The organism is Allobosea sp. MMO-172, assembly GCF_037147855.1.
Classification (GTDB): Bacteria; Pseudomonadota; Alphaproteobacteria; order Rhizobiales; family Beijerinckiaceae; genus Allobosea.
Map to the genome: position 1 here is coordinate 105,387 of NZ_JBBCUM010000001.1, position 19,335 is coordinate 124,721.

Annotated in this window: 17 protein-coding genes; 6 read left to right on the forward strand and 11 right to left on the reverse strand. The window is 67.0% G+C overall.

The annotated features are described in order from the left end of the window. Positions 1 to 72 precede the first annotated feature (72 nt). Together WFK61_RS00475 and otnK are read right to left on the reverse strand one after the other, a co-directional pair. Positions 73 to 1,407 carry a malonyl-CoA decarboxylase gene (locus WFK61_RS00475; protein ID WP_336809556.1) on the reverse strand — a complete coding sequence of 445 codons (1,335 nt, stop codon included), beginning with the start codon at positions 1,405 to 1,407 and terminating at the stop codon, positions 73 to 75. A gap of 58 nt (positions 1,408 to 1,465) precedes the next feature. Next, positions 1,466 to 2,731 carry a 3-oxo-tetronate kinase gene (gene otnK, locus WFK61_RS00480; protein WP_336809558.1) on the reverse strand — a complete coding sequence of 422 codons (1,266 nt, stop codon included), beginning with the start codon at positions 2,729 to 2,731 and terminating at the stop codon, positions 1,466 to 1,468. A gap of 291 nt (positions 2,732 to 3,022) precedes the next feature. On the opposite strand from otnK, the gene WFK61_RS00485 reads away from it, so the two are divergent. The 6 genes from WFK61_RS00485 (at position 3,023) to WFK61_RS00510 (ending at position 9,707) form a co-directional block, all read left to right on the forward strand. Then, complete coding sequence (locus tag WFK61_RS00485; protein ID WP_336809560.1) at positions 3,023 to 4,528, forward strand: ABC transporter substrate-binding protein; 1,506 nt, start codon at positions 3,023 to 3,025, stop codon at positions 4,526 to 4,528. 145 nt (positions 4,529 to 4,673) lie between these two features. Then, on the forward strand, positions 4,674 to 5,618 hold the full coding sequence (locus tag WFK61_RS00490; protein WP_336809562.1) for an ABC transporter permease: 945 nt from the start codon (positions 4,674 to 4,676) through the stop codon (positions 5,616 to 5,618). Continuing rightward, a complete protein-coding gene (locus WFK61_RS00495; protein WP_336809564.1) occupies positions 5,618 to 6,499 on the forward strand; it encodes an ABC transporter permease in 882 nt (293 codons plus the stop codon). The genes WFK61_RS00490 and WFK61_RS00495 overlap by 1 nt, the downstream gene beginning before the upstream one ends. A 17-nt stretch (positions 6,500 to 6,516) precedes the next feature. Then, positions 6,517 to 8,316, forward strand: a complete 1,800-nt coding sequence (locus WFK61_RS00500; RefSeq protein ID WP_336809566.1) for a gamma-glutamyltransferase family protein — start codon at positions 6,517 to 6,519, stop codon at positions 8,314 to 8,316. A 12-nt stretch (positions 8,317 to 8,328) separates the two neighbouring features. Beyond that, positions 8,329 to 9,057: a DUF1028 domain-containing protein gene (locus WFK61_RS00505; protein WP_336809568.1), complete on the forward strand. Its 729-nt coding sequence runs from the start codon at positions 8,329 to 8,331 to the stop codon at positions 9,055 to 9,057. Positions 9,058 to 9,140: 83 nt separating this feature from the next. Further along, the gene (locus WFK61_RS00510; protein WP_465246942.1) at positions 9,141 to 9,707 is read left to right on the forward strand and encodes a DUF2345 domain-containing protein; all 567 of its coding nucleotides are present in this window, start codon (positions 9,141 to 9,143) and stop codon (positions 9,705 to 9,707) included. A 1-nt stretch (position 9,708) separates the two neighbouring features. Here the strand turns inward: WFK61_RS00510 and WFK61_RS00515 are convergent, their stop codons facing one another. The 9 genes from WFK61_RS00515 to WFK61_RS00555 all read right to left on the reverse strand — a co-directional run bounded on the left by WFK61_RS00515 (position 9,709) and on the right by WFK61_RS00555 (position 19,283). Beyond that, positions 9,709 to 10,830: an alanine racemase gene (locus tag WFK61_RS00515; RefSeq protein WP_336809572.1), complete on the reverse strand. Its 1,122-nt coding sequence runs from the start codon at positions 10,828 to 10,830 to the stop codon at positions 9,709 to 9,711. Further along, entirely contained in the window at positions 10,827 to 11,285 is a 459-nt protein-coding gene (locus tag WFK61_RS00520; protein ID WP_336809574.1) for a RidA family protein, read from the reverse strand. The genes WFK61_RS00515 and WFK61_RS00520 overlap by 4 nt, the downstream gene beginning before the upstream one ends. A gap of 51 nt (positions 11,286 to 11,336) precedes the next feature. Beyond that, the gene (locus tag WFK61_RS00525) at positions 11,337 to 11,846 is read right to left on the reverse strand and encodes a GNAT family N-acetyltransferase (protein ID WP_336809575.1); all 510 of its coding nucleotides are present in this window, start codon (positions 11,844 to 11,846) and stop codon (positions 11,337 to 11,339) included. Between the two features lie 6 nt (positions 11,847 to 11,852). Further along, entirely contained in the window at positions 11,853 to 13,016 is a 1,164-nt protein-coding gene (locus tag WFK61_RS00530; RefSeq protein ID WP_336809577.1) for an amidohydrolase/deacetylase family metallohydrolase, read from the reverse strand. A gap of 24 nt (positions 13,017 to 13,040) precedes the next feature. Further along, positions 13,041 to 13,976, reverse strand: coding sequence for an N-carbamoyl-D-amino-acid hydrolase (locus WFK61_RS00535; RefSeq protein ID WP_336809579.1), 936 nt, complete (start codon positions 13,974 to 13,976; stop codon positions 13,041 to 13,043). A gap of 113 nt (positions 13,977 to 14,089) precedes the next feature. Beyond that, positions 14,090 to 14,944, reverse strand: coding sequence for an ABC transporter permease (locus WFK61_RS00540; RefSeq protein WP_336810082.1), 855 nt, complete (start codon positions 14,942 to 14,944; stop codon positions 14,090 to 14,092). Between the two features lie 38 nt (positions 14,945 to 14,982). Then, positions 14,983 to 15,924, reverse strand: a complete 942-nt coding sequence (locus WFK61_RS00545; protein WP_336809581.1) for an ABC transporter permease — start codon at positions 15,922 to 15,924, stop codon at positions 14,983 to 14,985. Between the two features lie 135 nt (positions 15,925 to 16,059). Next, the gene (locus WFK61_RS00550) at positions 16,060 to 17,655 is read right to left on the reverse strand and encodes an ABC transporter substrate-binding protein (RefSeq protein ID WP_336809583.1); all 1,596 of its coding nucleotides are present in this window, start codon (positions 17,653 to 17,655) and stop codon (positions 16,060 to 16,062) included. Between the two features lie 215 nt (positions 17,656 to 17,870). Beyond that, complete coding sequence (locus tag WFK61_RS00555) at positions 17,871 to 19,283, reverse strand: amidase (protein WP_336809585.1); 1,413 nt, start codon at positions 19,281 to 19,283, stop codon at positions 17,871 to 17,873. Positions 19,284 to 19,335: the final 52 nt, after the last annotated feature.

Consider the following 19,335-nt stretch of genomic DNA (forward strand, 5'->3'; position numbering starts at 1 on the left):
TCCGATCCTCTCGATCTTTGATTTTGCATCGGCTTTGTCCGAAAACCGCGTCCCACTTTTCGGGCCGATGCTTTAGCTCGTAGCAGGGCGCAGCAGCTTGCGCACGCCGGACGAGGCCACCACCGTGTTGCGTGTGGCGAAGGCCTCGTGATTGGTCTCGATATCGTCGAGATCGTAGCGGTAATTGACCATCACGCCGTGGGACTCGCGCAGGCCTCGCGCCGAGAGATTGCCGCCGACATTGATCCGTTCCAGCCGCGCACCGTTGCCGAGATGGAAGCGCGCGACGGGATCGATGACCCGGCCCGAGGCCGTGCGCGCCCGCAGCATATATTGCGCCGTCATCTGGCCGAGCAGCTTGTCGCGGCGCGCCTTCGTGGCGTCATCGAGCGAAATCGTCTCGCCGGCCGGGCGCGCAAGCTCGGCGCGCTCCTCATTGGTGAGAGCGAGATCGCCGGGCTCGTCGGCGATGCCGGCCAACCAGCGCGCGAAGCCCGGCACCGGCGAGAGCGTGACGAAGGTATCGAGCCCGGGCAATTCGCGCTTCAGGTCCTCCGCCACCTGCTTGATCAGGAAATTGCCGAAGGAGATGCCGCGCAGGCCCTCCTGGCAGTTCGAGATCGAATAGAACACCGCCGTGGTCGCCTGCTGCGCAGGGAGGACCTCGCGCTCCGGCTCCAGCACCTCGCCGATGCTGCGCGGGATGTCGCCGGTCAGCGCGACCTCGACGAAGATCAGGGGATCGTCGACGAGCTGCGGATGGAAGAAGGCGAAGCAGCGCCGGTCCGCTGGTTCCAGCCGGCGCCTCAGATCGTCCCAACCCTGGATTTCGTGCACCGCCTCGTAGCGGATGATCTTCTCCAGCACGTTGGCCGGCGTGCGCCAGTCGATCCGCCGCAGGACGAGGAAGCCGCGGTTGAACCAGGAGCCGAAGAGATGACGGAAATCGTCGTCGATGCCCTTCAGCTCAGGTTCCGCCGCCATCGCCTCGAACAGCGCCTCGCGCATCCGCACCAGCACATGCGTCCCCTCGGGCGCGAGGTTGAGGCGACGCAGCAATTCCTGCCGGCGCGGCTCGGCCGCGAGATGGAGCGCGGAGACGGTCGCGGCATACGGCTTGGCGCGATAGGCCTCGATCGCCGCGTCGAGCCGGTCATGATCGGGGCCGAAGCGCTCCTGCAGCATATTGAAGAAGGCGAGCCGGCCGGGTTTGTCGAGCCCCTGCCAGGCCTCCAGCACGGCCTGCGCCAGTGCCATGCCCGAAGCCTCGCCACGTCCGGAGAGCAGGTCCTCGCAGAGCTTGTCGATCGGGCGCGAGCGGCTGCCGAGAAAGCGCTCGAAGCCGATCAGCGCGCGGCCTCGATCCGCCACGTTGGTCAGAAGTTCGCCCAGAAATGCCATGTCCATGCCGGCTCCCAGTTCGCAGGCTGATCCTATACGAGTTTCAGCGCAGGCAAATCGGGCATCAGCGCAGCAGGCTCCAGGCCTTCAGGAAGAAATCCGGCGTGCCGAAATTGCCGGATTTCAGAGCGACGACCATCTCCGGCCCGTCGACGACGCGGGTCCAGGGCACGCCGGGGTCGATTTCCGGGCCGATTTCCAGCGTGTGGATGCCCAGGCCCAGCACGGTCGCGCCCGAGGTCTCGCCGCCCGCGACCAGAAGCCGCGTCACGCCACCTTCCGAAAGCCGGCGCGCGACTTCGGCAAAAGCGTGCTCGACGATGCTGCCGGCCTTGTCGCGGCCGAGCTTGTCCTGCACTGCCGCAACCTCGGCCGGATCGTCGCTGGAATAGAGGACGAACGGCTGGTCGGCCGGCTGCGCCAGCGCCCAGGCGGCGAGGCTCGCGGCATCCTGCCGGCCATCGGCCAGCGCCAGCGGATCGACCTTGAGCGCCGGATAGCCCGCCTCCAGCGCCGCCTTGATCTGGCCGCGCGTCGCCGTCGAGCAACTGCCCGAGATGATGCCGGCGCGGCCGGCCGGCGCCTTCAGCTCCACAGGACCGGAACGTTCCGGCAGAAGGCCGGCGCGGCGAAAATTCTGCGGCAGGCCCATGGCGATGCCCGAGCCGCCGGTCAGCAGGACATGTTCGGACACGGCATGTCCGAGCGTCATCAGGTCCTCGTTGGTCAGCGCGTCGGTCACGGCATAGCGGATGCCATCGGCCTGCAACTTCGCGAGGCGCGCCTTCACGGCGGCCGGGCCGGCAAGAACCGTCGCGTAGTCGACGAGGCCGGTTTCGGTCTTCGCCTGCGCCGACATCAATCGCATCAGGCTGGAGTCCCGCATCGGCGTCAGGGGATGGTCCTTCATCGAGCTTTCATGCAGCGGCACCGCGCCGACGAAGAGATAGCCCTGATAGATCGAGCGGCCATTCGCCGGGAAAGCCGGGCAGACGATGGCGAGCTTGGCGCCGAGGCGCTCTGCCAGCGCATTCGCCACCGGCCCGATATTGCCTTGCGCCGTCGAATCGAAGGTCGAGCAGTACTTGAACAGGATCTGGCGCGCGCCGCCCTTCAGCAGCGCCTCGCAGGCGGCGAGCGAATCCGCGACGGCCTCGGCTACCGGATTGGTCCGCGATTTCAGCGCGACGACGACCGCATCGGCCTCCGGCAAGGCTGAGCCGGCCGGCGGCACGCCGATCACCTGCACGGTGCGCATGCCTGCCCGGTTCAGCATCAGCGCGACGTCGGTCGCGCCCGTCATGTCGTCGGCGATCACGCCCAGCAGCATGCTCAATCTCCCTCACGCGCCTACGAGCGCCGTTCTAGAGGCTGCCGCCCGCCGAGGCGACCGCCATCGCCGCATCGTGCATGTCCTCCCCGGACATGGAAGCCCGGTTTCCGGGCAAAGCCAGACCTGCCCACGGGGCAGGCAATCTTGCCTGCGAATTGATGCGGCGCATCATCGACGCCGGGCACGATCTGAGTCAGGTTAGTGCCACAAGGAACAAATCGAGCAGGACGACCCACGCATGACGCGCCGGGAACGTTCGCCGAAAACCGTCCGGAACGAGGGGACATCATGAAGCTGTTGAAGGTTGCGATCTCGGCCGCCGCACTCGCGCTCGCGACATTGCCGGCGCTGGCACAGGCTCCGTCCACCCTGCGGATCGGCCTGCAGGAAGACCCCGACATGCTCGACCCGCACAAGGCGCGCACCTTCGTCGGCCGCATCGTCTTCATGGGGCTGTGCGACCGGCTGGTCGACATCACGCCCGAGCTGAAGCTGGTGCCGCGGCTGGCGACGGAATGGAACTTCTCCGCCGACGGCCTGACGCTGACCATGAAGCTGCGCAGCGATGCAAAGTTCCACGACGGCGAAGCCTTCAATGCCGAGGCCGCAAAGGCCAATCTGGAGCGTGCCCGGACCCTGCCCGACTCGCTGCGCAAGGCAGAGCTCGCCTCGGTCGACACCATCGAGGCGCCTGACGCCACCACGTTGGTGATCAAGCTGAAGCGCCCGGACGCGACGCTGCTCTCGCAGCTCACCGATCGCGCCGGCATGATGCTCTCGCCCAAGACCCTGTCGGGCGACGTCGCGGCGAAGCCCGTCTGCTCCGGCCCCTACAAATTCGTCGAGCGCGTGCAGAACGACCGGATCGTGCTCGAAAAATTTCGGGAGCACTGGGAGGCCGACAAGTACAATTTCGACCGCGTGCTCTACCGCTCGATCCCCGACACGACCGTGCGCCTCGCCAATCTGCGCTCGGGCGAACTCGACATGCTGGAGCGGCTGGCGCCGACCGACGTGAAATCGGCGCAGGGCGACAAGTCGCTGAAGGTCGAGAGCATCGCCAATCTCGGCTACCAGGGCATCACCATCAACACCAACCATGGCGAGGCCGCCAACCAGCCGATGGGCAAGGACAAGCGCGTGCGCCAGGCGCTCTCGCTGTCGATCGACCGCAAGGTGCTGAGCCAGGTCGTGTTCGAGGGGCTCTATGCGCCGTCGAACCAGCCCTTCAACCCCGGCAATTTCTTCGTCAGCGCCGATCTGCCGGTGCCGGCCCGCGACCTCGCCAAGGCGAAGGCGCTGCTCAAGGAAGCCGGGCAGTCCAAGGTTACGGTCGAACTCTTCGTCACCAACAACCCGGTCGACGCCCAGCTCGGGCAGGTGATCCAGGCGATGGCGCAGGAAGCCGGCATCGACATCCAGATCCGCTCGACGGAATTCGCCAGCCAGCTGCGCGACCAGCAGCAGGGCAAGTTCCAGATGAGCCGCGTCGGCTGGTCCGGCCGCATCGATCCGGACGGCAACATCCATCCCTTCGCCCATTCGAAGGGCAACCAGAACGACGGCAAATACGCCAATGCGGAGGTCGACAAGCTGCTCGACGAAGCCCGCACGATCTACGATCCGGCCGAGCGCAAGAAGCGCTACGACGCCGCGCAGAAGATCCTGCAGGACGAGCTGCCGATCGTCTATCTCTATAACCAGACGGTGTTCTTCGCGATGCGCTCCAACCTGCAGGGCTTCGCGATCAATCCGGACGGCATCATCCGGCTGGCTGGAATGAAGCGTTCGTGAGGGGAGCTTCCGGCTTCACAACCGCACCGTCATCCCGGGCGGCCGAAGGTCGACCCGGGATCCATCGTAGAGCGCTGTTCTCTCCGATGGATCCCGGAGTTCCGCTTCGCTGCATCCGGGATGACGGAGCAGTTTCGAGCGCATCATGTTCACTCTGATCCTCCGCCGCTTCCTGATCGCGATACCGACGCTCTTCCTGGTGTCGCTCTTCGTCTTCGCCCTGCAGCGCGCGCTGCCGGGCGACCCCTTCCTCGTCATCGCGGGCGAGGAACGCGACCCCGAGGTGATCGCGCGTTTGCGCGAGATTTACCGGATGGACGATCCGATCTTCGTCCAGTTCTTCGCCTGGCTCGGGCAGGTCGTGCAGGGCGATTTCGGCCGCTCGCTGCGCACCGGCGAGCCGGTCCTGAACCTCATCCTGCAGAAGCTGCCGGTGACGATCCAGCTCGCCACGGCCTCGATCCTCGTCGCGATCTGCATCGGCATCCCGATCGGCATCCTCGCGGCGCGCCGCAAGGGCACGATCGTCGACTATTCCGCCAGCGCGGTCGCGCTGTCGGGATTGTCGATCCCGAATTTCTGGTTCGGGATCATGCTGATCCTCTTGGTCTCGGTGCACCTGAAATGGCTGCCGGCCTCGGGCTATGAATCGATCTTCGAACACCCGTGGGAGGCGATCAAACGCCTGATCATGCCGGCTTTCGTGCTCGGCAACGGGCTCGCCGCCTTCCTGATGCGCCATACCCGCTCGGCGATGCTGGAGGTGCTGCGCTCGGACTATGTCCGCACCGCCCGCGCCAAGGGGCTCGACGAGGACACGGTCGTGCACCGCCATGCGCTGCGCAACGCGCTGGTGCCGATCATCACCCTGACCACGCTGCTCTTCGGCGAATTGTTGGCGGGAGCGGTGCTGACCGAACAGGTCTTCACCATCCCCGGCTTCGGCAAGCTGATCGTCGATGCCGTGTTCAACCGCGATTATGGCGTGGTGCAGGGCGTCGTGCTGTGCACGGCCATCGGCTTCATCCTGATGAACCTGATCGCCGACATCCTCTACATCCTCGTCAACCCGCGCCTGAGGACCGGCTGATGGCATCGCTCGATTCCATCGCCTCCGCCGGCGCATCGTCCGGCTCCGGCGGGCGCCCCGGCGTGCTGGCGCGCCTCATCCGCAACAAGTCCGCGCTGCTCGGCGGCGGGCTCGTCCTGATCTTCGTGCTGATGGCGGTGCTGGCTCCGGTGCTGCCATTGGCCGATCCGTTCAAGTCGAACTTCCTCGCGATCCGCAAACCGCCCTCCGAGCTCTACTGGTTCGGTACGGACGAGCTCGGCCGCGATCAGGTCGCGCGGCTGTTCTTCGGGGCTCAGGCCTCGCTGCTTGCCGGCATCGTCTCGGTGCTGATCGCGGTCGCGATCGGCCTGCCCTTCGGCCTGCTTGCCGGCTGGTATGGCGGCTGGATCGACATCGTGATCTCGCGCGTCACCGAGGCCTTGCTCGCCTGCCCCTTCCTGATCCTCGCCATCGCCTTCGCCGCCGTGCTCGGCCCGTCGCTGACCAATGCGATGATCGCGATCGGTTTGTCTGCCGTGCCGATCTTCATCCGGCTGATCCGCGGCCAGGTGATGAACGTCAAGGCGGAGGATTTCGTCGAGGGCGCGCGGGCTGTCGGCGCGCGCGATCTACGGCTGATGTTCCGCCATGTCCTGCCCAACACCCTGTCCCCCATCGTGGTGCAGTCGACATTGTTCATGGCGCAGGCGATCATCCTGGAAGCCGCCCTCTCCTTCCTCGGCCTCGGCCAGCAGCCGCCGGCGCCGTCCTGGGGGCAGATGCTCAACGTCGCCAAGAACTTCATGGAACAGGCGCCGTGGATGTCGGTGGCGCCGGGCATCTGCATCTTCCTTGCCGTGCTCGGCTTCAACCTGCTCGGCGACGGCCTGCGCGACGCGCTCGACCCGAAAGAAAACTAGGCTTCAGGGATACGCCCATGTTCACCACCCGCCCCGAAATCCTCGGCACTTTCGGCGTCGTGACCTCGACGCACTGGCTCGCCACTGCGTCCGGCATGGCGATGCTGGAAAAGGGCGGCAACGCCTTCGACGCCTGCGCCGCCGCAGCCTTCGTGCTGCAGGTGGTGGAGCCGCATCTCGTCGGCCCGGCCGGCGATATGCCGGCCGTGTTCTATTCAGCCGAAACCGGGAAGGTCGAGACGCTCTGCGCGCAGGGCCCTGCCCCGCAGGCAGCCACCATCGCCGCCTACAAGGCGCTCGGCCTCGACCTGATCCCGGGCTCCGGCCTGCTCGCGACCGTCATCCCCGGCGCCTTCGGCGGCTGGATGACGCTGCTGCGCGATCATGGCCGGCTGAAGCTGCGCGAAGTGCTGGAGCCGGCGATCGGTTATTTCGAGAACGGCCACCCGATGCTGCCGCGCGTCTCGGATTCGATCCGGGAGCTGACCGATCTCTTCACCAACGAGTGGTCGACCTCCGGCGCGGTCTACTTGCCCGGCGGCAATGTGCCGGAGGCGCGCAAGCTCTTCGCCAACAAGGCCGCGGCCGAGACCTACAAGCGCATCCTCGCCGAGGCGGAAGCCAAGGGCAGCGACCGACAGGAGCAAATCCAGGGCGCCTATGACGCCTGGTACAAGGGCTTCGTCGCCGAGGCGATGGACCGGTTCTGCCGCACGCAGGAGGTGATGGATTCCTCCGGTCGGCGCAACAAGGGCCTGCTGACCGCACAGGACATGGCGAATTACAAGCCGACCTACGAGACGCCGACCTCAGTGACCTATCACGACTGGGAAGTGTTCAAGATCGGCCCCTGGGGCCAGGGCCCGGCCTTCCTGCAGACGCTGAAGATCCTCGAGGGCGTCGACCTCGCCGGGATGGGCCCGGCGAGCCCGGAGTTCGTCCACCATGTCGTCGAGGCGATGAAGCTCGCCTTCGCCGATCGCGAGGCCTATTACGGCGACCCGGATTTCGTGAAGGTGCCGCTCGCAACGCTGCTCTCCGAGGATTACGCCGCCGGTCGCCGAGGCTTGATCGGCGAGCGCGCCTCGCTGGAACTGCGGCCGGGTGTCGTCTCCGGCTACGAGGCGCAGGTCGCGCATGCGATGAAGGCGCTCGGCGCCATTGCCCAGCCGACCCAGGGCGGCGCCAGCGTCGGCGAGCCGACCATGGCCTCGATGGTCGCGGCCGGTCGCAAGGGCGACACCGTCCATATCGACGTCATCGACAAATGGGGCAACATGATCGCGGCGACGCCCTCGGGCGGCTGGCTGCAATCCTCGCCGGTCATCCCGGAGCTCGGCTTCCCGCTGAATTCCCGCGCCCAGATGTTCTGGCTGGAAGAGGGCCTGCCCTCGTCGCTCGCGCCGGGCAAGCGGCCGCGCACGACGCTGACGCCTTCGATCGCCTTCGAGCACGGCAAGCCCCGCCTCGCCTTCGGCACGCCGGGTGGCGACCAGCAGGAGCAGTGGCAGCTCGGCCTGTTCCTGCGCCGCGTCCATCACGGCCTCAACCTGCAGGAGGCGATCGACCTGCCGCTGTTCCACACGCAGCACTTCCCCTCCTCCTTCTACCCGCGCTCGTCGCGGCCGGGCCACATGATGATCGAGGAGAGCATCGGCGCCGCCGCACTCGCCGATCTGGAGCGGCGCGGCCATGCCGTCGAGAAGGCGCCGGCCTGGACGGTCGGGCGCTTGACCGCGGCGGAGCGTGGCGATGACGGCCTCTTGCGCGCCGCCGCGACGCCGCGTCTGATGCAGGCCTATGCCGCGGGGCGCTGAGGAGCTGATCGCATGACCTGGTCCATCGTCGCCCGCGACGCCGCGACCGGCGCCTATGGTGTCGCCGTCTCGACCTGCGCCTTCGCCGTCGGTGCCCGTGTGCCCTATGGCGGCGGGCGCATCGGCGCGATCGCGACGCAGGCCTTCGTCAATCCGCTCTACGGGATCGACGGCCTCCGGCTGCTGCAGGAGGGGCGCTCGGCGGTCGAGATCATCGCGACGCTGACGGCGGCCGACGAGGGCCGCGCCCATCGCCAGCTTCATGTCATCGACCGCGACGGCAAGACCGCCTCGCATACCGGCGCGGCCTGCATCGACTGGTGCGGCGCCGTCGACGGCCCGCAGGTCTCGGTCGCCGGCAACATGCTGTCCGGGCCGGAGGTCATTCAGCAGACGTTGAAGGCCTATATCGCCGCCTCGGCGCTGGATTTCGACGAGCGCCTGCTGGTCGCGCTGGAAGCCGGCGAGAAGGCCGGCGGCGATAAGCGCGGCAAGCAATCCGCCGCGATCCGGATCTGGGCCGGCGAGCCTGTACCCAGCCTCGACATCCGCGTCGACGACCACACCGCCCCGCTGACGGAGCTGCGCCGGCTCTGGCGCGTCGCGCATCAGCGCTCGGTGCCGTTCCAGCAGGCCTCGCCCTCGCGCGGGCGCCCCGCCGGCGTGACCGATCGGGCCGAGCTCGACCGGCTCTGCACGGAATACGCCGCCGCCTGGAACGCCCGGCACCCGGAGAGCTGACCGGCCACATCCATTCTCGCTACCGCCGACGCATGATAGGCTGACGCTTCGTCACCCCGTCATGCCGGCGAGAGGGGAATGCGATGGCCGATCCGAACACCGAAGCGCTCCAGAAGCGCATCGCAACGCTGGAAGCGCAGGTCGCGGCTCTGCTTCAGGCGATATCGGCGGACCGGGGCGGCAACGTCGTCATCAACGCCCCGGGCTCGTTGACGATCAATTGCGGGATGGGCATCGCGCTCACGGCGGGCAGTGCGATGACGCTAACCTCGGGCGGCAATCTCGCGGTGACCGCGGGCGCCAATGCCAGCATGGTCATCGGCAGCCGCCTGCGCGTCAGCAGCGGTCATGAAGCGTCGTTCGAAACGCGCAGCTTCAACGTCAGCGCGGCGGTCGGCTGCGACATCGATGCCGGTCAGAACCTTACCATCGCCTCCGGCAAGGAGATAGCGGTTACCGCCGGCAAGACGCTCGCAATCGAAAGCGCCGACGCGGCATCCCTGAAGAGCGGCGATGCCAGGTTGAACCTGAAGAAGGACGGCAGCGTCGACCTGCAGGGGCGCGACATCACGCTCAGAGCTTCCGGACGCCTCGAAGCCAAGGCGTCCGGCAATGTCACGATCAAGGGATCGAAGATTCTCCAGAACTAACTCAGGTCAGGCGACCGCGCGCCGCGACCGGCAGTTCCCCGATCAGCTTGTCGCCGCGCACGGTGATCAGGCGATCGACCATGTTGACGACGACGCAGACATGGTTCGGCACCACGCGCACGATTTCGCCGACGAGCGGGCGCTTGTTCGAGGCGGAGAGATCGAGGAAGCCGTGCTCCTCGGCGAACTGAGCGATCCGGGCGGCCGGGTACTCGAGGATATAGCCGTGGCCGTCGAGATTGCCCTTGTCGCTGGTCAGCGTCTTCGAGCCTGAATCGAGGATGCCGCGCTCCGGGCCGGCCCGGCTCACCACCGTCGCGTAGACGGTCAGTGCGCAATCCTCCAGCGTCGCGACCCCGGCCGCGATCTGCATGCGATCGTTGAAGATCGAGGTGCCCGAGCGGTGCTCGGTCGCGCCCTTGAGCTTGCCCATGTTCGGGATGTTGGGCGAGCCGCCGGTCGAGATGATGTCGGCCTTGAGGCCGGCATCGCGCAGGCCGGCATTGGCCGTGTCGAGGAAGCCCTGCGTGCGCTCCCAGCCATCCTCCGGCGGATACATCAGGAAGCCCGCGAAGCGCAGCCCCGGCGAAGCCGCAACCATCTTGGCGAGTTCGACCGCCTCGCCGGGGGTCTCGACGCCGGCGCGCTTGCGGCCGGTATCGCATTCGATGACGACCTCCAGGTCACGGCCGGCGATCTCGCCGGCGCGCGGCAGGCCGGAGATGGTGACCGGGTTGTCGGCGGCGACGATCATCCGGACGCGGCGCTGGAGCGCGCCGAGGCGACCAAGCTTCTCCTCGCCGAGGATGTTGTAGCTGATCATGATGTCGTCGAGGCCGCCATCGGCCATGACCTCGGCCTCGCCGAGCTTCTGGCAGGTGATGCCGCGTGCGCCGGCCTCGACCTGGAGCCGCGCCAGCTCGGGCGACTTATGCGTCTTGATATGCGGGCGGTTGGCGACACCCGCAGCATCGCAGGCAGCCTGGAGCCGGGCGATATTAGCATCGACCTTGTCGAGGTCGATCACCACGGCAGGCGTGCCGTAGACGCGGGAGATCTCGGCGGCGAGCGGGGTCGCAGCCGGCTGGTCGACGGCCTTCGAGGTGGTCGCGGTCACGCTCATGGGTGCACCTTGACGATGACTTCGATCTCGACGGTCATGCGGTTGGGCAGCGAGCCCATGCCGACGGCCGAGCGGGCATGGCGGCCACGGTCGCCGAGCACGGCGACGAACAGGTCCGAGCAGCCGTTGATGACCTTGGGATGGTCGGAGAAATCCGGGGCGGCATTGACCATGCCGAGCAGCTTGACGACCTCGACCTTGTCGAGCGAGCCGACCGCCTTCTTCATCGCCGCGAGCAGGCCGAGGCCGGTCTGCTTGGCATGCTCATAAGCCTGCTCGATGGTGACGTCGGCGCCGACCTTGCCGGTCGGATAGGTGCCGTCGGCCCGCTTCGGGCCCTGGCCCGAGAGATAGACCATGTCGCCGACCTGCTTGAAGCTGACATAGGTCGCGACCGGCGTCGGCACCTCCGGCAGGGTCAGTCCCAGTTCCTTCAGCCTGTCTTCGGCGCTCATGGCGTTCCTCTCCTCAAATTCCGCCGGCATCTCTGGTGCCGGCCTGTCCTGTCAGTCGTTCAGTTCGCGGCGCATATAGCGTGCCGCATCGTCATAGCTCGCAAGCTTGCGATCAAGCGCGGGATCATGCGCCTCACGAAAACCCTGCCGCCGCCAGAAGCCGGTCGAATCGTTGACCGCGACCAGCGCCAGGCTCGTATAGCCGGTTTCGGCGGCCCGACGGGCGATGCTGGCGACGATTGCGCCTGCCGCACCGCTGCCGCGCCCGGAGGGCAGCAGGGCGAGATCATGAAGGTACCAGTTCGCGACAGCCTGCGGGATTTCGCCGAGCAGCGAATTCAGGGCGGGGATGGCGCCCGCCGGCCAGGGATGGCTGACGAGATAGCCCTGGAGCGCCCCGTCTCCCGCCGCCAGCACATGGCAACCCTCTGGCGCCAGACGCAAACGCTCGGCGAAGACCGCTTCGTCCTCGGGGTAGTCCGGGTGCACGACGGCCGCGATGTCCATCACGGCCGGCAGGTCGGCCGGCGCCATGCGGCGCCAGCCCGTTTCGCGTGACATCTAAGCTTACGCCGCGACCTTCGGGAACTTGCTGGTCCGCTTCGGGTGCCACCACTTGCCCTTGAGCACGACACCCTCGGAGACGATCTTGCGGTCGCCGATCAGGTGCTCGCCGACCACGTCCTCGTAGTCGAACTTGCCTTCCTTGACGGTAAGGATCGTCGCGTCGCCGAGCGAGCCGACCTTGAGCGAGCCGTATTCCGGGCGCTTCAGCGCCATGGCGGCGTTCACCGTCGAAGCCGCGATGACGTTGCCCAGGCTCATACCCATGCAGAGGAACTTCGACATCGTCGTGACCTGATCATAGGCCGGGCCGTCGATGCAGAGCTTGTGCACGTCCGACGAGATCACGTCCGGCTCGAAGCCGTTGGCGAGCATGGCGCGCGTGGTCTTGAACGAGAACGAGCCCTTGCCGTGGCCGATGTCGAAGATGACGCCGCGCTTGCGGGCGGCCAGCACCTCCGGCTTCACCGTGCCCTGCGCGGTCGCCGGCGCATTCGGGAAGGGGCGGAAGGCGTGGGTCAGCACGTCGCCCGGGCGCAGCATGCCGATGACTTCCTCATAGGACGGCGGCGGATGGTCGATATGACACATCAGGGGCATGCCGACCTCGTTGGCGACCTGCAGCGCGATGTTGAGCGGCGCGGTGCCCTGCTCGCCCGAGGCGTGCAGGCCGACGCGGACCTTGATGCCGACGATGTAGTCGCGGTTCTTGTCGGCGACCTCGGCGCAGTCGATCGGGTTCATCAGGCGCAGGTCGCCGCTCTCGCCGACCATGACGCGATGATCGAAGCCGTAGATGCCGGCATGCGAGACATGGAGATAGGCGAGGATGCGCGCCTGGCTCTGCTCGATGACGTGCTTGCGAAAGCCCGGCCAGTTGCCGGGGCCGGCCGAGCCGGTATCGACCGAGGTGGTGACGCCGGAGACGCGGCAGAACTCGTCGGCGTCGATGCCGAGCGAGGTGCCGCCCCAGTAGACATGGGTGTGCAGGTCGATCAGGCCGGGAGAGACGATGTAGCCGGAAACGTCGCGGATCTCCTTGGCGCCCTTCAGGTCCTTGCCGAAGCCGGAGACCTTGCCGTCCGTGAAGGCGACATCGAGGATGCCGTCATGCTTCTGGGAGGGGTCGATGACGCGGCCGCCCTTCAGGATGAGATCGTGGGTCACTTTGTTTTTTCCTTTGGAGGCTGATCAAACCGGAGAGACGGCGCCCTTGCGCTCGACGATCAGGCCGTAGGCCTGAGGCTCGCGATGCCTGGCGAAGTTGAAGGTGGAGGCCTTATAGCTCTTTCCAAGGTCCATGTCGCAACGGGCGACGACGAGTTCGTCTCCCTCTGTCACGGCCTGCGCCACGACCTCGCCGGTCGGCGCGATGATGCAGGAACCGCCGATCTGGTCGACGCCGGCTTCCAGCCCCGCCTTGGCGACGCCGACGACCCAGGTGGCGTTCTGATAGGCACCGGCCTGCATCACGAGCTGGTTGTGGAAATTGCCGAGCCGGTCATGGTCCGGGGCCGGCGGGTTGTGCTTGGGCGTGTTGTAACCGAGCACGATCAATTCGACGTCCTGCAGGCCCATCGAGCGATAGCTCTCGGGCCAGCGGCGGTCGTTGCAGATCATCATGCCGATATTGGCGTCCATCGTCCGCCAGACCGGCCAGCCGAGCTCGCCGGTCTCGAAATAGCGCTTCTCCAGATTCTGGAAGGGCGCGGCCGGGCGGTGCTCGGGATGTCCCGGCAGGTGAATCTTGCGGTACTTGCCGACGATCGAGCCCGACTTGTCGACGAGGATCGCCGTGTTGAAGCGGCGCTTGCGGCCCTGTTCGAAGGCCAGCTCGCAATAACCGAGATGGAAGCCGACCCCGAGGCGCCTGCTCTCCTCGAAGAGCGGCGCGGTCTCGTTCGAGGGCATCGCGCTCTCGAAATAGCCGTCGATCTCGGCTTCGTCGTCAATCCACCAATGCGGGAAGAAGGCAGTGAGCGCGGCCTCCGGATAGACCACGAGATCGGCGCCGTGGCTCTTGGCCTGCCGCATCAGTTCGACCATGCGGGCGACGGCCGAGGCCCGGCTCTCATCGCGCTGGATGGGGCCGAGCTGGGCGGCGGCGACGGTCAGGATTCGGGTCACGTCATAGGCTCCGGATGAGGTTCACCCTCAAGGGCAAGGCTTTCAAGCAGTGAGCCGGCCCGTCAAGCGCCGGCAATGCGGGGCGTGGGTTGTCCCAGCTGCGGGGCGGGCCCTCAGAGAGTCTTGGCGAGCCTCGGATCGAGGGAGTCGCGCAGGCCGTCGCCGAGCAGGTTCACCGCGAGCACGGTGATCGAGAGGAACACGGCCGGGAACAGGATGATATGCGGCCGGACCTGCCAGAGCGCCCTGCCCTCGGCCATGATGTTGCCCCAGGACGGCGTTGCCGGCGGGACGCCGGCGCCGATGAAGGACAGGATCGCCTCGACGATCATGGCGCTGGCGCAGATATAGGTCGCCTGCACGCTCATCGGTGCGAAGGTATTGGGCAGGATATGGCGCCAGATGATGCGCGGCACCCGCGCGCCGTTGGCCACCGCCGCCTCGACATAGGGCTGTTCGCGCAAGGACAGCACGACGCCGCGGACGAGCCGCGCCACGCGCGGGATCTCGGCGATGGTGATGGCGATGATGACGTTCTGGATCGAGCCGCGCGTCAGCGCCATCAGGGCGATGGCGAGCAGGATCGGCGGGATCGACATCATGCCGTCGATGATGCGCATGATGATGCCATCGGCCCAGCGCACGAAACCGGCGAAGAGGCCGATCGTGAGGCCGATGATCGAGGACAGCACCGCGACGCTGAAGCCGACGAGCAGCGAGACGCGGGCGCCGTAGACGACGCGCGAGTAGACGTCGCGGCCGAGCATGTCGGTGCCGAACCAGTAGAGCTCGGAGGGCACGCGGGTGCGGCGGGCCGGCGAGATCGCGGTCGGGTCGGTGGTCCAGAGCAAGGGCGCGAAGATGCCGATCAATGCCATCAGGACGAGGAGCCCGCCGCCGATCGCAACGGAGGGATGCCGGCGCAAATAGCGGCGGAAGCGGGCGGCGCGGCCGAGTTCGGTCTTCACCGGTTCAGCGGCGGGCGCCGCAAGGGTCGATTGAGCGCTCAATAGCGGATCCTCGGGTCGACGAGGGTATAGGTCAGGTCGATCAGCAGGTTCACGAGCACGTAGACCAGGCTGAACATCAGCACGACGCCCTGGATGACGGGGTAATCGCGGCGCAGGATGGCATCGACGGTGAGCCGGCCGAGGCCGGGAATGGCGAAGACGCTCTCGGTGACGACGGCGCCGCCGATCAGGAGCGCGATGCCGATGCCGATGATGGTGACGATCGGCACGGCCGCATTCTTCAGCGAATGCAGGAAGAGCACGTCCTTCTGCGCCACGCCCTTAGCCTGCGCGGTGCGGACATAGTCCTGCTGCAGCACTTCGAGCATGGTCGCGCGGGTGATGCGGGCGATCAGCGCGATATAGACGAGGCCGAGCGTCACGGCCGGCAGGATCAGGTTCCTGAGCCAGGGCCAGAAGCCCTGCGAGAACGGCGTGTAGCCCTGCACCGGCAGCCAATCGAGCTTGAGCGCGAAGAAATAGGCGAGCAGGTAGCCGACGACGAAGACCGGGACCGAGAAGCCGAGCACGGCGAAGCCCATCGCCGCCTTGTCGACCCAGCTGCCGGCCTTCCAGGCGGCGACCACGCCCATCGGCACGGCGACCACGACGGCGAAGATCAGCGTCAGCACCATCAGCGACAGCGTCGGCTCGATACGCTGCCCGATGAGCTGGGTCACCGGCAGGTTGGTGAAGATCGAGGTGCCGAGATCGCCCTGGATCACGCGGAACGACCATTCGGCGAAGCGCACGAGATAGGGCCGGTCCAGCCCCAGGCTGGCGCGGATGCGCTCGACATCGGCGGGCGAGGCCTGGTCACCGGCGATGATCGCGGCGGGATCGCCCGGCGCGATGTAGAGCAGCGAAAACACGAACAGCGCCACGAAGGCCATCACGGGGATGGTCGTAATGATGCGCCTGACGACGAAAGCGAGCATAAGGCAGTCGGACCTCGATCACGGCTAATCCGGGAGCCGCGGCCCGGAGTTCTTCCGGGTCGCAGCAAAGCGAGGCAGCAGAGCCGAGCGGGCTCCGCAAGGGCGGAGCGGCCTCGCCGCTCCGCGTGAGGGCCCTCAGCCCTTCTTGACGTCCCAGAAGAACGGCAGCGGCCCGCTGACCACGCCGGTGACGTTCTTCCGCCAGGCCTGGTAGCCGAGATAGAAGCCGGTCGGCGCGAACACGACGTTCTCGACCGCCGCCTTGTTGAGGCGGCCCATCGCGGCCTTCTCCTCGGCGAGGTCCTTGGCGTTGAACCAGTTGGTCACCTCGGTCTCGACGGAGGGCACGTCCGGCCAGCCGAACCAGGCCTTGTCGCCATTGGCCCGGATCGCGGTATAGGCGGCCGGATTGATGCAGTCGGCGCCGGCATGCCAGGTGTGGAACATGCTCCAGCCGCCCTGGCCCGGAGGCGTCTTCTGGGCGCGGCGGGAGCCGACGGTGCCCCAGTCCGTGGCGACGAAGTCGACATTCATGCCGATGCTCTTGAGCAGCGAGGCGGTGACGTCGCCCATCGACTTGGTCGCGGCCATGTCCTGCGCGACGACGCAGACCACTGGCTCCCCCTTGTAGCCGGCCTCGGCGAGGAGCTTCTTGGCCTCGGCGACATTGCGCTTCTTGAGGATGTCGCCGCCTTCCTCGGTGTAGAGCGGCGTACCCGGCGTGAAGAAGCCCGGCAGCGGCTTCCAGAGCTTGTCGTCGTCGCCGACGACGGCGCGCATGTAGTCTTCCTGGTTCAGCGCCGTCAGCACGGCCTGACGCACCTTCACGTTGTTGAAGGGCGGGAACAGGTGATTCATGCGGAAGGCGCCGACATTGCCGAGCGGATCGCCGATATCGACGTTGATGTCCTTGTGGCCCTTCAGCACCGGCACGAGATCGGCGAGCGGGGTCTCCCACCAGTCGACCTCGCCGTTCTGGAGCGCGGCGGCGGCGGTCGCCGGGTCGGGCATGATCACCCATTCGACCCGGTCGACGAGGATGTTCTTGCCGCCGGCGAGCCAGTCCGCCTTCTCGGAGCGGGGCTTGTAGTCGGCGAACTTCTCGAACACCGCCTTGGCGCCCGGCACCCAGTCGTTGCGCAGGAACTTCATCGGGCCGGAGCCGACGAATTCGGTGATCTGCGTGAACGGGTCGGTCTTGGCGATGCGCTCGGGCATCACGAAGGAACAGGGCGCGTTGTTCTTGGCCAGCGCCAGCAGCATCTTCGGGAAGGGCTGCTTCAGCGACCATTTCCAGGTCAGCTCGTCGACAGGCACCAGCTCGACCTGGATGGCCCGCAGCATCAGGCCCATCGGATCACGCGCCGACCAGCGCACGAGGCTCGCGACCACATCCTTCGAGGTGACCGGCGTCCCGTCATGGAATTTGAGGCCGGAGCGCAGCTTGAAAGTCCAGGTCAGGCCGTCGGAGGAAACCTCCTCCGTCTCGACCATCTGGCGCTGCGGCTGGAACTTCGAATCGATGCCGTAAAGCGTGTCCCAGACCAGCGCCGCGGCGTTGCGGACGACGTATTGCGTGCCCCAGATCGGGTCGAAATTCGCGAGATTGGCCTGCGGTACGAAGCGTAGGGTCTTGCTTGGACTTTGCGCCAGGGCCGGCATCGCCAGCCCACCGGTCGCCGCGGCCATGCCGGCGCCCGTCGCGGATTTCAGAAACGTCCTGCGATCCATCATGCTCTCCCCTGAAGCGGCGCCTCTGAACGGGCTGCCTTGCCGCAAGTTTGGGCAGAAAAAATCCGCCTGACAACACGCAGCAGCACCCGATCGAGGCCGGATCTTCGCCTGCACGGTTCGTGCCAGACGGAACTTTCGGGGGGAGAACCCGCAGTTTCTGCTCCCGGACGGGCTTTTTTGCCCGTTCCGGGAAAAGCGAAAAATATTCGGGCCTAAATCGGTTTGACCGGTTCATCCACACGGGCGAAGGGCCGCGCCTGTTCGAAGGCTGCCGCTGCCCGCAGCACGAGCGCATCCTTGCCAAAGGCGCCGATAATCTGGAGGCCGGCCGGCAGGCCCGCGCTGGTCAGGCCGCAAGGCACCGAGACCGCCGGCTGCTCGGTGATGTTGAAGGGGTAGGTGAAGGGCGTCCAGCGCGTCCAGTCCTCGCCATAGGCACCGTGCTCCGGCGTGTCGCGCCCGACTGCGAAGGCCGGCAGCGGCAGGGTCGGCGTCAGCAGCAGGTCGTATTGCTGGTGGAACTGCGCCATGCGGTAAGCCAGCGCGTTGCGCTGGTTCAGGAGCGCATCGACATAGGCAGAGGCCGGGATGCGCTCGCCCTGCTCCGCCACCGCGACGAGGCCGGGGTCCATCTGCTTGCGGCCGGCGGCATCGATGTTCTTCAGGGCCAGCGCCGCGCCCGAGGACCAGAGCGTCATCAGGATGTCGATCGGATCGTCGAAGCCGGGATCGACCTCCTCCACCGTCGCGCCGAGTTCCGTGAAGGCCTGCGCGGCAGCGGCCGTCAGAGAGGCGATCTCGGGATCGACGGCCACATTCCGGCCGAGACGCGGCGACCAGGCGACGCGCAAGCCCCTCATGCTGCCCTTGAGGCCATCGACATAATCCGGCGGGCGATCGAGCAGCGCCGTCATGTCGCGCGCATCGGGCTGGCCGATCGCCTTCATGGCCAGCGCCGTATCCATGACGGTGCGGGTCAGCGGCCCGAGATGGGCGAGGAAGCCCATGACCGAGATCGGCCAGGCCGGGACGCGGCCATAGCTCGGCTTCAGGCCGACGACGCCGGTGAAGGCCGCGGGAATGCGCACGGAGCCCGCCCCGTCGGTACCAATATGGATGCAGCCGAGATTGAGCGCGGCGCAAACGGCTGCGCCCGAGGAGGAGCCGCCCGGCCCCGTGCCGGTGTTCCAGGGATTGCGGGTGATGCCGGTCGCAGGCGAATCGCCGACGCCCTTCCAGCCATATTCCGGCATCGTGGTCTTGCCGAGGAAGACCGTTCCGGCCTCGCGCAACCGCGCCGTGACCGGGGAATCCTCCGGGAATGGCGCGTCGGAGGCAATGGCGGAGCCGCGCTGCATCGACCAGCCGGCGACGCCGAGATTGTCCTTGATTGTGACCGGCACGCCGTCGAGCGGGCCAATCGCCTCGCCCTTCAGCCAGCGCGCCTGCGAGGCTTCGGCCATGGCGAGCGTCACCGCCTCGTCGCGGACGGCGAAGGCGTTGACCTCAGGCTCGAAGCGCTCGATGCGGGCCAGCGTGTCCTTCGCAACCTCGACGGGGGAGAGCTGCTTGCTGGCGTAGAGTGGGCCGAGCTCGGCGGCGGAAAGCGTGGCGATCGTCGTCATCGAAGCTCCTTTTACGGCCTCATTGATTGCGAGCCCTCATCCTGAGGAGGCC